The following is a 14,570-nucleotide window of genomic DNA, read 5'->3' as shown; positions in this document are numbered from 1 at the left end:
GGTCTGAGTCCTCCGGTCTCTAGTTGTGTCAAGCTCCGGGTTTGGTGGGGGCTGGTTTGTCTGGCGCCGGTGGTTGCTGGTTGGGGGTGGTTGGTGGTCTGGGTGTGGGGGGTGTCGGTGTCTGGTTGGAAGGTGCTGTCGTGCTCACGCGGGGGCGTGCTGGCGGTAAGCAGGGGTCTTGCCCCGAGGAAGCACAGTTAGTGTGGACCACTTGCTGCCATCTTGGACCACCTGCCGTCGTTCGGACCACCTACGGACGCGTCTGGGGTGGTCCAAACGACCGAACGTGGTCCAAACGACCGAACGTGGTCCGAACTGATCAATGGCGCTCCACACAGCGCACGTAACTCATGAGTCGCGCGATCTCACTCGTGCGTCTATAATGCCGTCGCAAGACAGCGTCGCGCTGCCCCACGTTCCCGGTTCCTGGTTCCCACCGCACGTTCCCGGTTCCCGGTTCCCACCCCCGATCCCGATCCTGGCGCCCGGTTCCCACCCCACGTTCCCGGCTGCCGGTTCCCGTCAGGAGAACCCTTGGTTAAAAATGTCATGGTCGTCTACGGCACACGGCCGGAAGCGATCAAGCTGGCGCCGGTGATCCAGGGACTGCGCGAGCACTCCGGCCTGAAGGCGACGCTGGTGTCCACGGGTCAGCACCGCGAGATGCTGGAGCAGGTCAACACGATCTTCGGTCTCACACCCGACTACGACATCGATGTCTTCGAGGCCGGGCAGAACCTCAACTCCCTGAGCGCAAAGATCTTCGCGCGCCTGGACCCAGTGCTTCAGGAGGTCCGCCCGGACGCGGTCCTCGTGCAGGGAGACACGACGACGGTGGCGGCCGCCGCCCTGGCAGCGTTCTACCGGCAGGTTCCCGTGGTGCACCTGGAGGCCGGGCTGCGCTCGGGGGACATGTCCTCACCGTTCCCTGAGGAGGCGAACCGGAAGCTCACAGCTCCACTCGCGGCCCTGCACCTGGCACCGACACCGCGCTCGCGCTGGAACCTCGTGCGCGAGGGGGTGGACCCCGATGCCGTGGTGGTGACGGGTAACACGGTGATCGATGCGCTGCTGAGCACTCGCGAGCACGACATCGCGCCCTCCGATCCCCGCCTGCAGGCCCTGGTGGCCGAGGGCGCCCCGATCATTCTGGTCACCGCCCACCGCCGTGAGAACTGGGGTGAGGCGATGCAGGACGTGGGTCGGGCGCTGGGTCGGCTGGCTGAGCGTTACCCGGACCACGTCATCGTGCTGCCTGCGCACCGCAACCCGCGGGTGCGTGAGGCCGTGCTGCCGCACGTCGCGCACCTGAGCAACGTCCTGGTCACCGAGCCGCTGTCCTACGGTGAGTTCACGACGGTGATGGCGGCCGCGCGCATCGTGCTGACGGACTCGGGAGGCGTGCAGGAGGAGGCCCCGAGCCTGGGCAAGCCGGTCCTCGTCATGCGTGAGAACACCGAGCGTCCCGAGGCGGTCGAGGCGGGAACGGTCCGCCTCATCGGCACGCAGGAGGACCGAGTCGTCTCTGAGGTCTCGGCGCTCCTGGACTCCCCCGCCCTGTACGAGGCGATGGCGCACGCGGCCAACCCGTACGGGGACGGGCGTGCCACAGCTCGCGCGGTCGCGGCCATCGCCGAGCTCATGGGCGTGGGTGAGCGGCTCATGGACTTCCGTCCCCGGCCGCAGGGCGCACCGGACCGACTGAGGTCGGTGTCGCTCTGAGCCCGTTAGTACCGTCGGTGACGTCGTCGCCCGTTCTCCGCCACCTTCCGCGGCCCGCCCACGCATTTCGTCTGGACGCGTTGTCGTGGGCGTGGTGGCTGTTCGCGGCGACGCTGGCACGCACGCTCCTCTCAACGGACCACGTGATCTACCCCAGGCTCATCGCTGCCGCGGTCGCGTACGCGCTGCTCGTGCAGCTGACGGCCAGGCTCGTGACACGGCGCTACTGGCCCTGGTCGAGCACCCGAGTCATGCGCCATGCGAGTGCGGCCGGCCTGGGGTACGCGCTCAGCCTGGTCCTGCTGGACACGGTGGGGCACATCCGTCTGCTGCCGTGGAGCGCAGTCCTGGCGGGCTCCCTCCTGGCCATCGGCGACCAGTGGTGGCGGCGCCGTCGCTGGCAGCGCAAGGCCGTCGCACTGGCCCGGTTGGAGGTGTACGGGGTATGAGCACGCACCGCTCGTCCTGGCCGACGACCGACATCGGGGGCTCTCGCCTGCACCTGCCCCACGGGACGATCCCGACACTCGACTGCGCGATGTGGGCGCTGGCGATCATCCTGGTCGTGTGGCTCAGTCACGACGGCGACGGCGCGCCTCGTGGCCTGGGAACGGTGGTCGCGATTGGCATCGTTATCGCGCTGCAAGTGCTCGGGTGGCTGCTGTTCCTCAGGGGACGGGCCCGTTTCGCCACCATGGACGAGTTCCCCCAGATCCTGGTGACGGACATTGTCATCGCGGCGACTCTGGTGACGGTCGCGGCGGGCTTCCAGCCGTGGATGATCTCCGTGGGCACGGCCATGGTCTGCGGCGCGGTGGCGCTCACACTGCACCTGGCCTCTCGATGGGCCTTCCAGGCGGTCGTGGCGTGGACACGCCGCCCCACCGGGCGTCGCTCACGGCGCACGATCATCCTGGGGGCGGGATACGGCGGCACGCAGGCGATCAGCCTGATGCAGCAGGACAAGGAGGCCTCCTTCACCCCGGTCGCGATCCTGGACGACGATCCCGCCAAGCGTCGCCTGCGGGTCAGCGGCGTGCGCGTGCTGGGCCCGTGGTCAGCGCTGGCCCAGGTGGCCAAGGAGACGCGGGCGGACCTCGTCCTGCTGGCGGTACCGTCCGCACGGCCGGAGCAGGTGGACGCGGTCGTGGCGCGGGCCCACGACGCGGGCCTGGAGATCCGGGTCATGCCGTCGACTGAGGAGCTCGTGGGGCGCAGCCCCTCGCACCGGCCGGAGGCCGCGCGGATCGAGTCGTCGAGCGTCTTCCGCCCCCTGGAGATCGGGGACCTGCTCGGGCGTCGTGCGATCGACACGGATATCGACGCCATCGGTGCCTACCTCACCGGCGAGCACGTGCTCGTCACAGGTGCGGGCGGCTCGATCGGCTCGCAGCTGTGCCGTGCGATCGCCCAGTACGAGCCGGCGCGCCTCATCATGGTGGACCGCGATGAGTCCGCCCTCCACGCGGTCCAGTTGTCTCTCGACGGCGAGGCGATGCTCGACTCCCCGGACCTCATCCTCGGGGACTTGCGCACACCAGGCTTTATCGACGCGCTGTTCGAGGAGAACCGGCCGACGATCGTCTTCCATGCCGCGGCGCTCAAGCACCTGACCCTCACGGAGCGCTTTCCGGAGGAGGCCTTCCTCACCAACGTGGCGGCGACGCGGGACCTGCTGGTGGCGGCGGCCCGCCACGGGGTGAGCCGGTTCATCAACATCTCGACGGACAAGGCAGCCGACCCGGGGTGCGTGCTCGGATACTCCAAGAGGATGGCTGAGCGCCTGACGGCGACGGTTGGCCGGTCACTGGGGCCTGAGAGCCGGTTCATCTCGGTGCGCTTCGGCAACGTCCTGGGGTCGCGCGGTTCGGCCCTGTTCACCTTCGCCTCACAGCTGGAGCGGGGACTGCCTCTGACCGTCACAGACCCGGCGATGGAACGCTTCTTCATGAGCGTGGACGAGGCCTGCCAGCTGGTGCTTCAGGCGGGGGTCTTGGGACGCTCCGGAGAGGTCCTCATCCTGGACATGGGCGAGCCTCACAACATCGAGGAGATCGCCCGCCGCTTCGCCGCCCTGTCGGGGTATCCGGACGTCGAGGTCGTGTACACCCGTGTCCGTCCGGGCGAGAAGATCACCGAGAGCCTCTTCGGAGTGGGTGAGGAGGACGTGCGGCCCAGCCACCCCCTCATCTCCCACGCCCTGGTCCCCGCGGTCCCCATGGACGCGTTGGAGACGATCGCGCAGCTGCGTGAGCGCACGCAGTGGGGACAGCACGGCGCCCTGGTGCGCCGGTGGATGGAGACGGCGGCGACGGCATGACCGTGTGGTGGACCGTGCTCGTGGTGGGCTTCGTCATCGCTGCCGCGGCCAGTGCGGCACTGACCGCGCTACTGACGCCTGTCCTGCGCCGCGCGGGGGTGGTGGACGTCCCCGGGCATCGTTCCCTGCACCATCGTCCGACGCCCAGGGGCGCCGGCGTGGCACTGGTGTTGGGCGCCGTGGCGGCGACGGCGGTGACGTTGGTGCTCACGGCAGGCTCACAGGGCCCGGTCCTTCTCATGGCGCGCATCGAGACCGTCACGCTCTGTGTGCTCTTCATCCTGGCCATGACCCTCGTCGGCCTGGCAGAGGACCTGTTCTCCCTGCCGCCATCGGCTCGCCTGTGCCTTCAGATCGGATTGGGCCTTCTCATGGGGCTGGGGGTCACGTGGGTGACGGGCGCACACCTGTGGTGGTCCCTCATTGTGGCGGGGTGCGCGGCCGGCCTGGTCAACGTCACGAACTTCATGGACGGTGCGAACGGCCTCGCCGCAGGACACGCCGTCGTGACGGGATCCTGGTTCGTCCTGGTCTCCGTGGCGCACCCGGTCCCCGGGCTGGGGCTGGTCCTGGTGACGGTGGCGGGTGCCGCCGCAGGTTTCCTGCCCTTCAACGTCCCCCGCGCACGACTCTTCCTCGGTGACTGTGGCTCCTACGCGCTCGGTGCGGCCTGGTCCTTTGCCGCGACGATGAGCCTGGCCTCCGCAGTCCCCGCATCGGTCTCGGTCGCGCCCTTGCTGGTGCTGGTGGCGGACACCGGCTTCACTCTGTTCATGCGTGTGCGTGCGGGGCAGCGGTGGTACGAGCCTCACAGGCTGCACGTCTACCAGCGTCTGGTCGCGCTGGGGTGGCCTCACTGGGCAGTGGCCGGCCTCGTGTCCGCGGTGGCGGCAGCCTGCTCGCTGCTCGCATGGGGTGCCCTCACGATGAACGTGCAGGCTCTGGGGTGGGTGGCCATGGCGTCGCTGCTGCTGGCGTACCTGCGCCTGCCGCTGTGGCTGGGCGGCGAGGACCCGTTCCGCCCCACCCCTGCGGGGGTGTCGCGGTGAGGATCCTGCTGCTGTCGCACTACTGGGCTCCGGAGGTGGGGGCACCGCAGAAGCGGTGGCAGTGGCTTGCCCAGGGGCTGGTGGAGCGTGGTCACGATCTGGCTGTGCTGACTCCTGCGCCGCACTACCCGGCGGGCCGTGTGCTGGATGACGACCCCCGCCTGGCCGCGGGTGCGATCCACCGCGACGCCTCCGGCGCTATGGTGCACCGCACCGCTTTCCACCCGTATGACTCCGGCCTGGGAGGGCGCGGCGTCGACCAGGCGGTGGCGGCGGCGAGCGCGTTGCGCGCGGGGCTCGAGAGGTTTTACGGGCCGCACCGCCCGGACGTCGTCGTCGGCTCTGTCCCGGGGCTGCCCACGTTGCCGGCCGCCCTGGCTGTGGGCCGGGCGCTGCGCCGGCCGGTGGTGGCGGAGCTGCGCGACGCGTGGCCGGACATCCTCACCTCCGCCTCCTCATGGGCCGACGGCGCCACTGCTCCGAGGGTTCGCCGCATGGCCGTCTCCGCCCTGACGACGCTGCTGCCACCGGCCGTGACTACGCTGGAGCGCAGCGCCGACGCGGTGGTGACGACGACGGAGTCCTTCGCGCAGGTGCTTCGCCGACGCGGGGCACGGCGCGTGGTGACGGTGCGTAACGCGGCGCTCTCGCAGGACTGGCACCTGCCCCAGGTGCCTCTGGCCCGCCACGACGGCGCCCTGCATGTGCTGTACCTGGGCACGGTGGGCCGGGCCCAGGGTCTGGTCAGTGCGGTACGGGCAGCGGCCCTGGCGGCCAGGGCGGGCACCCGGGTGACCTTGAGGATTGTGGGCGACGGCGCGCAGGTGGAGCAGGTGCGCGCCGAGGCGCTGCGTCTGGGAGCGCCGGTTGAGCTGTGGCCGCCGGTGGCGGCCCATGAGGTGGCTGAGCACTACGCGTGGGCGGACTCGGTCCTCGTGTCCCTTGAGGACTGGTCGGCGATGGGGCTGACGGTCCCTTCGAAGCTGTATGAGGTTCTTGGGACCGGCCGTCATGTCAGTGGCGCGGTCGCCGGGGAGGCGGCGTCGATCATTCGTCACAGCCTGGGCGGCGACGTCGTTGCACCGCAGGACCCGGCGGCTCTGGCGGCCCTGTGGGGCGAGCTGGCTGCCGACCGGGGGCGGCTGACGACGGCCGGGGCGCACGACTGGCTTGACGCGCATGTGCGCGAGGAGACCCTGGTAGGTCGGTATGAGTGCCTGCTTAAGGAGGTGGCGGGTGCCTGACCTGCAACTGGTGCGCAATGTGTCCCTGTTGGTGGACACGGCGCTGCGACACCTGTTAGAGGACCCGCTGTTGCTGGCGGTGCAGTCGGCGCGTCGTCTGCCCCGTGGGGCACGCGGGGGTGTGGCCCGTCTCGTGGGGGCGGGTGCGGCGCCGACCTCGGTTCGCCGGGCTCTGTCCGAGTTCCTGGTGGACCGGCGCGAGCAGTCGCGCCTCTCGCTGGCAGGTTCCGCCCCGGCCTCGGACGTGGGCAGGCGGCTGGCCGCTGAGCTCGCGGTGCAGCTGGGTGACGTGGCGCTCGCCTACGCGGATGACCTGCCCGTGCAGGTGCGGGCCCGGGAGCTGTGGTCGCGTGGACACGCGTCCGCGGCGCTCACGTTGCTCGACGGCGTCGTCCAGGCGCGTGCTCAGCGGGCGCGTCTGCGCGGAGAGCTGGCACTCATGAGCCCGGGGTTCCGTCTTCCGGTCCCCTCGCCCTCTCCCACGTGGGCGGGGCCGACGGCGGGGGCACACCCACGGGTGCTGCACGTGCTGACGAACTCCCTGCCGCGCACGCAGTCGGGCTACGCGGTCCGTTCGCACGCGCTGCTGCGCGCGCAGCTCCAGGCGGGTGTCGAGGTACGTGCGCTCACGCGCGTGGGCTACCCGGTGACCGTGGGTCTCGTGAGCGCGCGCGGGGTCGACGTCGTCGACGGTATCGAGTACCACCGGCTCCTGCCGGGGCGCCTGGCGCCCACCCCGGCGGCCAGGCTCGTGCAGATGACGCAGCTGGTGGCACGCCAGGTCGAGGAACTGCGCCCCGACGTGCTGCACACGACGACGGACTTCCACAACGCACTGGTCACGCAGGCTGTCGCCGAGGGCTTCGGGCTGCCGTGGGTGTACGAGATGCGCGGGGTGCTAGAGCAGACGTGGGTGGCCTCGCGCCCGCAGGAGAAGCAGAAGGAGGCGCTGAGCTCACAGCGCTTCCGGCTGCTGCGCGCGAAGGAGACGGAGATGGCGCTGGCGGCGGACGCGGTCGTCGTTCTGTCGCAGGTGCAGAAGGAGGACCTGGTGGAGCGGGGCGTGCCCGCGCGGCGGATCACAGTGGTCCCCAATGCTGTGGAGGACGAGGTTGTCGAGGTGTCGGCGCTGAAGCCGGCAGCTGCGCGCGCTCACCTCGGTCTGCCTGCTGACGGGTACTGGGCGGGCAGCGTCTCCTCGCTCGTGGACTACGAGGGCTTTGACGTGCTGCTGGAAGCGGTGGCGCGCTGCCGGGCCGAGGGCGTCGACCTCCGTTGTCTCCTCGTGGGTGACGGGGTGAGCCGGCCGGCTCTGGAGGCTCGAGCGGCCGCGCTGGGTCTCGGCGAGGACGTGTGCGTGCTGCCCGGGCGGGTGCCGCCGCAGGAGGCGGTTGCCTGGTACCAGGCACTCGACGTGTTCTGCGTACCGCGCCGGGACACCCCGGTGTGCCGGTCCGTGACGCCGATGAAGCCGCTGACCGCGATGGCGTTGGGGCGGCCTGTGGTGGTGTCGGATCTTCCGGCCTTGCGAGAGGTCGCGGCGTACTCGGATGGTGAGTGCTTCGAGCCGGGTGACGCCGCCGCGCTGGCGTCGGTGCTCGCGGGAGCGGCACGCCGTACGGACAGCACGCGCCCCCACGGGCACAATGACCTTCCACGGTGGAGTCGCAACGGTCAGATCAACGCCGCCCTGTACGAGGAGCTGAGATGAGCGAGGGATCGTTCCCTGCATGGCTGGAGCGAGTCGGCGCCTGGAGCTCGCAGACCGTGACGGAGCGCCAGCTGGCAGCCCTCTCCCCCGTGGGCACGCGCCCGTCGCTGCCGGTCTACCTGGCGCGGCTGTGGCAGCGTCGGCACTTCATCTGGGCGGACGCACGCGCTCGTGCGCTGGGCTCGCAGCGTGGCACGATGCTCGGCAACGTGTGGCTCATCGCCAAGCCGATGTTGGACGCCCTGGTCTTCTTCGTCATCTTCGGCGTGCTGCTGCAGACGTCACGCGGTATCGAGAATTTCATCGGTTATCTCATCATCGGTGTCACGCTCTTCCCCGCGCTGCAGCGGGCCGTGACTGGCGGCGCGCAGGTGATTCACAATGGTCGGCGCATGATCCGCGGCTTCACATTCCCGCGTGCGGTGCTGCCGGTGGCCTACACGCTGCGCAGCGCGATCGACACCCTGCCGTCGTTGATCGCCGTGCTGATCCTTGTCGCGGTGACGCCCCCACATGCGTGGCCGACGTGGAGATGGCTGCTCATCATCCCGATCTTCATCCTGCAGTTCCTCTTCAGCCTGGGGCTCACCTTTGTCGTGGCTCGTATCACGACCCTGTTGCCGGATATGCGCAACATCTGGCCGTTCCTCACCCAGTTCTGGTTCTACGGCTCGGGCGTCTTCTTCTCCTACGAGCGGTTCATCGACCACCCTGTGGTACTGGCCTTCATGGACTGGAACCCCGGCTACCTCATCCTCACGATGTACCGGGACTGCATCTTGTACGCGACCGTGCCCGACTCGCGCTCGTGGACGATCCTGTTGATGTGGAGCCTGGGGATGCTCGTCACCGGCTTCGTGTTCTTCTGGGTGAAGGAGGAGTCCTATGGCGCCGAGCGCTGATCCCGGGTCCATGGCCTCGGACCCGACCGTTGTGGTCCAGAACGTGCGTGTGAGATACCGCGTGCCCTCGACGGACATCGCGGACTTGCGTGCGGTCTCCCGCTCGGAGCGTCTGTACCTGCATGCGACGGGTCAGCGCCCGAAGGTCACCGTGGACGCGCTCAAGGGGGTGTCCTTCGTGGCTCGTGCCGGCGAGTCGATCGGTATCCTTGGGCGCAACGGCTCAGGCAAGTCAACGCTGCTGCGCATCATTGCGGGGCTGGAGACGCCGTTGTCCGGCAGCGTGGTGGCACGCTCCAACCCGGTGCTCCTGGGTGTCGACGCGGCGCTGGTGCCGGAACTTCCTGGTGAGCGCAACGTCCTCCTGGGCTGCCTCGCCATGGGGCTCACGCGCGCTCAGGCGCGTGCCGTTCTGCCTGAGATCGTCGAGCTCGCGGGCATCGGCAAGGCCATCTACCGGCCGATGAAGACGTACTCGTCTGGGATGGCGTCGAGGCTGCGTTTTGCCATCGCTGCTGCAGTGAACCCGGACATCCTGCTCATTGACGAGGCCCTGGGCACCGGCGACGCCGCCTTCAAGGAACGCAGTGAGCGGAAGATGAACCAGCTGCGTGCTGCTGCGGGCACGGTGTTCATCGTCAGCCACGCCGCCCAGGTGATTGAGGAGATGTGCTCGCGGGCCATCTGGATGATGGACGGTGTGCTCATCGGCGACGGTCCGGGGCCCGAGATCGCCCACGACTACCGGTGGTGGTCATGGAACGTCGCCAAGGACGAGTTCGACAAGGCCGACGAGATCCTCGCCAACTGCCGGGAGAAATGGGCTCCGTACGCACCCGTCATCGCGGAGCCGGGCACGTACGCCTCCCCGCAACGACACGCTCGGTGAAGGGCCGTTCGCGATGAGGGTGTCAACGGGGCCGGACCTGACGTATCGCCGACACCGACGTGCTCGGGCTTGAAGCATCCTGGCTATCTTGGGCCTTGAGTTTGGTGCGGGCATCACGCTGGTCCCTTGGACGGCGGCTGCCGCCGGGACTGCGATGACGGCGGTGATGCAGCGGTGGCACCGGGCCCGCTGGTTGCGTCTGGCCAAGTCCCGGTGGGCCCGGGAGATGGGGCACCTATGAATCCCGCAGCCAAGAGGGCTTGGGCTGCTACAGACGTCGGCGGCTCGCGCCTACACCTGCCTCACGGCACGATTCCGCTGCTGGACTCCGTCATGTGGGCGGTGTCCCTGGTGCTGGTCGCTGGGCTGAACGCGGAGGCGCTGGCGCATGCCAATCATGGCTGGCTGCCACTGTCCCTGGCGTTGAGCATCGCCCTTGCGGTCGGGCTGCACCTGGCGCTGTATACTTTTGTGCTGCGCGGCCGGGCACGGTTTGCCTCGGTTGACGAGTACCCGCTGATCATGGGTGCTGACGCGCTGGTGACTTCAGCATTGATGATCCTGGCTGCGCTGCTTGGCACGGTGCTGCTACCAGCCCAGGTGTGCTTCTACGCTGGAGCGGTAGCCTTGACCTTGCACTTTGCTTCCCGCTGGGTGTTTGTGCGGTTAGTGGAGCTGCGCCACCGCCCTCAGGGGGTCCGGGCGCGGCGCACCATTGTTCTGGGGGCTGGCTTCGGTGGCACACAGGCCGTCAGTTTGATGTTGGAGGATCGTTCCTCCACGTTCCAGCCAGTTGCGTTCTTGGACGATGACCCGCGTAAGCGGCACTTGCGCGTGTCTGGTGTGCGAGTTCTTGGGCCGTGGAATTCCTTGGAGCGGGTGGCCGCTGAGACGAAAGCTGACCTGGTCCTGCTGGCGGTACCGTCAGCGTCGGCCGAACAGGTTGACCAGATGGTGCGCAGAGCCCGCGCTCTGGGCCTGGAGGTCCGGGTCATGCCGTCTCCCGAGGAGATCGTGGACCGCTTCCCTGGCCTAGGTTCCCGCTCCTCACTGATCCGCAGCACACAGGTCTTCCGTCCCTTGGAGATCTCCGATCTTCTAGGGCGGCGTGCCATCGAGACGGATGTGACTGCCATTTGCGGCTATCTCACGGGTGAGCGCGTGCTGGTCACCGGTGCTGGCGGCTCCATTGGCTCCCAGTTGTGCAAGGAGATCGCCAAGTATTCCCCCGCACGCCTGATCATGGTGGACCGGGATGAGTCGGCGTTGCACTCAGTCCAGCTGGCTCTTGACGGCGAGGGCATGTTGGACTCCCCCGACCTGGTGTTGGGTGACTTGCGTACGCCGGGGCTGATTGATGCGCTGATGGAGGAGTACCAGCCGAGAATCGTGTTTCACGCGGCGGCGCTCAAGCACCTGACGCTGACGGAGCGTTTCCCGGAGGAGGCATTCCTGACAAATGTGGCCGCCACCAGGGACCTGTTGCTGGCGGCTGCGGCACATGGTGTGCAGCGTTTCATCAACATCTCCACGGATAAGGCGGCTGATCCTGAGTGCGTGCTGGGCTACTCGAAGCGCTTGGCTGAGCGCCTGACCTCAACAGTAGGGCTTTCGCTCGATCCGGATCGGAGGTTCATCTCGGTGCGGTTTGGCAATGTCCTTGGGTCGCGTGGCTCCGCGCTGTTGACCTTCGCGTCCCAACTGGAGCGTGGCCTGCCCATGACGATCACCGACCCGAAGATGGAGCGGTTTTTCATGAGTGTGGATGAGGCGTGTCAGTTGGTGCTTCAGGCCGGTGTGTTAGGGCATTCTGGTGAGGTGTTGGTTCTAGACATGGGCAAGGCCCATAAGATCGAAGACATCGCCAGAAGGTTTGCGCTGCTGCTTGGTTACCCTGATGCGGAGGTGGTTTATACCCGTATGCGCCCTGGTGAGAAGCTGGCTGAGACGCTGTTCGGCGTTGGCGAGCAGGACGAGCGGCCGTACCATCCGCTGGTGGCGCAGACCAAGGTTCCTCCGCTTGGGCAGCAGGTGTTGCAAGACATCGTTGGGTTGCGCGAGCAGACTGAGTGGGGCCAGCACGGTGCGCTAGTGCACAGGTGGATGGAGGACACCTCCCAGGCTGGGGCGCGGAAGTGATTAGGGCGCTGGTGCTCGGCCTGTGCGCGGCCGCGGTTTTGAGCGCATTGTTCTGCGCTGTTCTGATTCCGCTGCTCCGCCGGGCACAGATCGTTGACGTGCCAGTTGACCGTTCACTGCATAGTGTTCCGGTGCCTCGCGGTGGCGGTATCGCGGTTACTTTGGCGTCCGTACTGGCGGTAGTGGTGGCACCTGCTGCAGCGTGGACCCAGGGAGGCTTTGCAAACTTTTGGGAGCGGTTCGCCGTCGTAGCGATTGGGTTGGCAACGATTTTGGCGTTTGCCGTGCTCGGTGCCCTGGAGGACCTCTACTCATTGCCGTCTTTGGTGCGGTTCCAGGCGCAGCTTGGGATCGGCTTGCTGATGGGGATCGCCGTGTGTCTTAAGGCTGGGGCACCGTTGTGGTTGGCTTTGGGCATTGCGGCGTGCACGGCCGCCTTGGTGAATGTCACGAATTTCATGGACGGCGCGAATGGGCTGACTGCCGGACATGGCGTGGTGACTGCAATCTGGTTTGCGGTGGTGTCCTTGACGGTGCCGCTTCCTGGTTTGGGTTTGCTGATGGTGCCGGTGGCTGGTGCTTGTTTGGGATTTTTGCCGTTCAATGCTTTGAAGGCGAGAGTATTCCTGGGCGACACTGGCTCCTACGCGCTTGGGGGCGCCTGGTCCTTTTGTGCCAGCTTATGCTTGTTGGAGGGTGTACCGGCCAATGCCGCAGTAGCACCGTTGCTGGTTCTGGTGGTGGACACGGGTTACACCTTGTGGATGCGGGTGCGCGCAGGGCAGCGGTGGTATGAGCCGCACAAGCTGCACGTGTATCAGAGGCTTGTTACGTCCGGTTGGCCCCACTGGGGTGTTGCCCTATTGGTGTCATTGGTGGCGGGCCTGTGCTCGGCGGTTGCGTTCTGGGATCTGCGTGATGGTGAGTTGTCCTTGCTGCCTGTGGCGCTGATGGCGGTTGTGCTGCTGGTGTATGGGCGGGTGCCCGCGATGATTGGGGCTCCCAGCCCATTCCATAAAGCGCGTGGTTTGAGGTGAGTGGGTGGCGTCGCCTTTGAGGATTCTGGTCCTGTGCCATTACTGGGCCCCTGAGGTTGGGGCCCCGCAGCGGCGGTGGCAGTGGCTGGCTCAAGGTCTGGTTGAGCGGGGGCACGAGTTGGCGGTGCTGACGCCTGCCCCCCATTACCCGGTGGGTGTGCTGTTGGATGACGCCGCTTGGCTGGCTCCTGGGGCAGCGCGCCGGGATGCTGCTGGTGCGTTGGTGCACCGCACGGCTTTCCGCCCTTATGACGCAGGGTTAGGTGGCCGTGGCCTGGATCAGGCTGTGGCGGCAGTTGATGCGCTGCGAATTGGTCTGGCTCGTTTCCGTGGGGGCATGCGCCCTGACGTGATCATTGGTTCGGTGCCGGGGCTGCCTACGCTGCCGGTGGCTTTGGCGCTTGGGGCTGCATTGCACTGCCCGGTGGTGGCGGAGCTGCGTGACGCCTGGCCCGACATTCTGGACTCTGCTAGCCAGTGGAGCGGGGCTGCCGCCCAGGGGGGCGGAGCTGGCTTGAGTGCCCCGTTGTCGGCGGCTGCCCGGAGGGTGACGTCTGTGGTGGTGAGTGCTTGGCAGCGTCGTGCTAGCGCTGTGGTCACTACCACGGATTCTTTTGCTGCGGTGCTGGGGCAGCGGGGGGTGGGGCGTGTCGTAACCATCCGCAATACTGCCGCTGCGGTGGCGCCTGTGCCGCCCGTGCAGGTGGACAAGGTGGATTCGCGGCTCCGGGTGCTCTACCTGGGTACGGTGGGGCGGGCGCAGGGCCTGGTGAGCGCGGTCAGGGCGGCCCGGCTGGCGCAGGACGCGGGCACACCCATATTGCTGCGTGTTGTGGGTGATGGTGCCGAGCTGGCGGCGGTACAGGCTGAGGCTGAGCGGTTGGCGGCCCCGGTGGAGGTGCTGCCCCCGGTCCCTGCTTCGCAGGTTGCTGCCCATTACACCTGGGCGGATTCTGTGTTGGTTTCTTTGCAGGATTGGCCTGCTATGGGGCTGACTGTGCCTTCTAAGCTTTATGAGGTCCTGGGGGTGGGGCGGCACGTTAGTGGGGCGGTGGCTGGTGAGGCCGCGCAGGTGATTAGTGATTCTGGGGGCGGTAGCGTCGTGCCCCCGCAGGATCCGGCCGCCTTGGCGGCTTTGTGGAGCGTTCTGGCGCGGGACCGGTCCCGCCTGCGGGTCTTGGGTGCTGGCCGCTGGCTGGCGGCGCATGCTTCTCCAGAGGTGATGGTTTCTCGTTACGAGGCGCTGCTCCAGGAGGTGGCCCGTGGCTGATCTGCAGCTGGTCAAGAATGTGTCTCTGCTGGCGGACACGGCTTGGCGTCATCTGTCTGAGGATCCGCTGCTGCTGGCGGTGCAGGCGTCTCGGAGGCTGCCGTCCTCCATCAGGGGTCGGCTTGCTGCTGCGGTTGGGGTGGGCGCGCAGGGCGGTGCCGTGCGGGGGGCGTTGGCGGAGTTCTTGGCTGACCGTCCGGGTCCGGCCCGGCAGGCGCTGGCCTCCGCGCAGCCGCGTTCTCGGCTTGGCCGTGACCTTGCCGCTGAGCTGGCTGTGCAGTTGGGTG

The 14,570-nt window shown here is 67.8% G+C and carries 11 protein-coding genes and 1 pseudogene; all 12 read left to right on the top strand.

From position 1 onward, the window contains the following. Positions 1-549: 549 nt before the first annotated feature. The 12 genes and pseudogenes from wecB (at position 550) to ID810_RS12400 (ending at position 14,283) form a co-directional block, all read left to right on the top strand. Positions 550-1,722: a non-hydrolyzing UDP-N-acetylglucosamine 2-epimerase gene (wecB, locus tag ID810_RS03865; protein ID WP_166855773.1), complete on the top strand. Its 1,173-nt coding sequence runs from the start codon at positions 550-552 to the stop codon at positions 1,720-1,722. A gap of 143 nt (positions 1,723-1,865) precedes the next feature. Further along, positions 1,866-2,171: a hypothetical protein gene (locus tag ID810_RS03860; protein WP_235931487.1), complete on the top strand. Its 306-nt coding sequence runs from the start codon at positions 1,866-1,868 to the stop codon at positions 2,169-2,171. Next, positions 2,168-4,042 (top strand): polysaccharide biosynthesis protein, encoded by a 1,875-nt coding sequence (locus ID810_RS03855; RefSeq protein WP_166855660.1) that lies wholly within the window; start codon positions 2,168-2,170, stop codon positions 4,040-4,042. Before ID810_RS03860 ends, ID810_RS03855 begins: the two co-directional genes overlap by 4 nt. Continuing rightward, positions 4,015-5,091 carry an MraY family glycosyltransferase gene (locus ID810_RS03850; RefSeq protein ID WP_243856548.1) on the top strand — a complete coding sequence of 359 codons (1,077 nt, stop codon included), beginning with the start codon at positions 4,015-4,017 and terminating at the stop codon, positions 5,089-5,091. Before ID810_RS03855 ends, ID810_RS03850 begins: the two co-directional genes overlap by 28 nt. Further along, positions 5,088-6,335, top strand: coding sequence for a glycosyltransferase family 4 protein (locus tag ID810_RS03845; protein ID WP_166855662.1), 1,248 nt, complete (start codon positions 5,088-5,090; stop codon positions 6,333-6,335). Before ID810_RS03850 ends, ID810_RS03845 begins: the two co-directional genes overlap by 4 nt. Next, positions 6,328-8,046, top strand: coding sequence for a glycosyltransferase (locus tag ID810_RS03840; RefSeq protein WP_243856550.1), 1,719 nt, complete (start codon positions 6,328-6,330; stop codon positions 8,044-8,046). Before ID810_RS03845 ends, ID810_RS03840 begins: the two co-directional genes overlap by 8 nt. Then, a complete protein-coding gene (locus ID810_RS03835) occupies positions 8,043-8,948 on the top strand; it encodes an ABC transporter permease (protein WP_166855666.1) in 906 nt (301 codons plus the stop codon). The genes ID810_RS03840 and ID810_RS03835 overlap by 4 nt, the downstream gene beginning before the upstream one ends. Further along, positions 8,932-9,837, top strand: coding sequence for an ABC transporter ATP-binding protein (locus tag ID810_RS03830; RefSeq protein ID WP_166855668.1), 906 nt, complete (start codon positions 8,932-8,934; stop codon positions 9,835-9,837). The genes ID810_RS03835 and ID810_RS03830 overlap by 17 nt, the downstream gene beginning before the upstream one ends. A 237-nt stretch (positions 9,838-10,074) precedes the next feature. Then, the gene (locus tag ID810_RS03825; protein WP_166855669.1) at positions 10,075-11,976 is read left to right on the top strand and encodes a polysaccharide biosynthesis protein; all 1,902 of its coding nucleotides are present in this window, start codon (positions 10,075-10,077) and stop codon (positions 11,974-11,976) included. After that, complete coding sequence (locus tag ID810_RS03820) at positions 11,973-13,013, top strand: MraY family glycosyltransferase (protein WP_166855671.1); 1,041 nt, start codon at positions 11,973-11,975, stop codon at positions 13,011-13,013. The genes ID810_RS03825 and ID810_RS03820 overlap by 4 nt, the downstream gene beginning before the upstream one ends. A gap of 4 nt (positions 13,014-13,017) precedes the next feature. Continuing rightward, positions 13,018-13,668 (top strand): annotated as a pseudogene (locus ID810_RS12405) (glycosyltransferase); the annotation flags it as partial. A gap of 33 nt (positions 13,669-13,701) precedes the next feature. Next, on the top strand, positions 13,702-14,283 hold the full coding sequence (locus ID810_RS12400) for a glycosyltransferase (protein WP_243856557.1): 582 nt from the start codon (positions 13,702-13,704) through the stop codon (positions 14,281-14,283). The last annotated feature ends 287 nt before the right edge of the window (positions 14,284-14,570 follow it).

The organism is Actinomyces respiraculi, assembly GCF_014595995.2.
GTDB lineage: Bacteria > Actinomycetota > Actinomycetes > Actinomycetales > Actinomycetaceae > Actinomyces > Actinomyces respiraculi.
This window is presented reverse-complemented; position numbering and strand designations above follow the sequence as displayed.

Excerpts from the sequence above, each read along its gene's own strand:
- ID810_RS03830 (WP_166855668.1), top strand. The coding sequence starts at position 8,932 with ATGGCGCCGAGCGCTGATCCCGGGTCCATGGCCTCGGACCCGACCGTT.
- ID810_RS03825 (WP_166855669.1), top strand. The coding sequence starts at position 10,075 with ATGAATCCCGCAGCCAAGAGGGCTTGGGCTGCTACAGACGTCGGCGGC.
- ID810_RS03835 (WP_166855666.1), top strand. The coding sequence starts at position 8,043 with ATGAGCGAGGGATCGTTCCCTGCATGGCTGGAGCGAGTCGGCGCCTGG.
- wecB (WP_166855773.1), top strand. The coding sequence starts at position 550 with ATGGTCGTCTACGGCACACGGCCGGAAGCGATCAAGCTGGCGCCGGTG.
- ID810_RS03855 (WP_166855660.1), top strand. The coding sequence starts at position 2,168 with ATGAGCACGCACCGCTCGTCCTGGCCGACGACCGACATCGGGGGCTCT.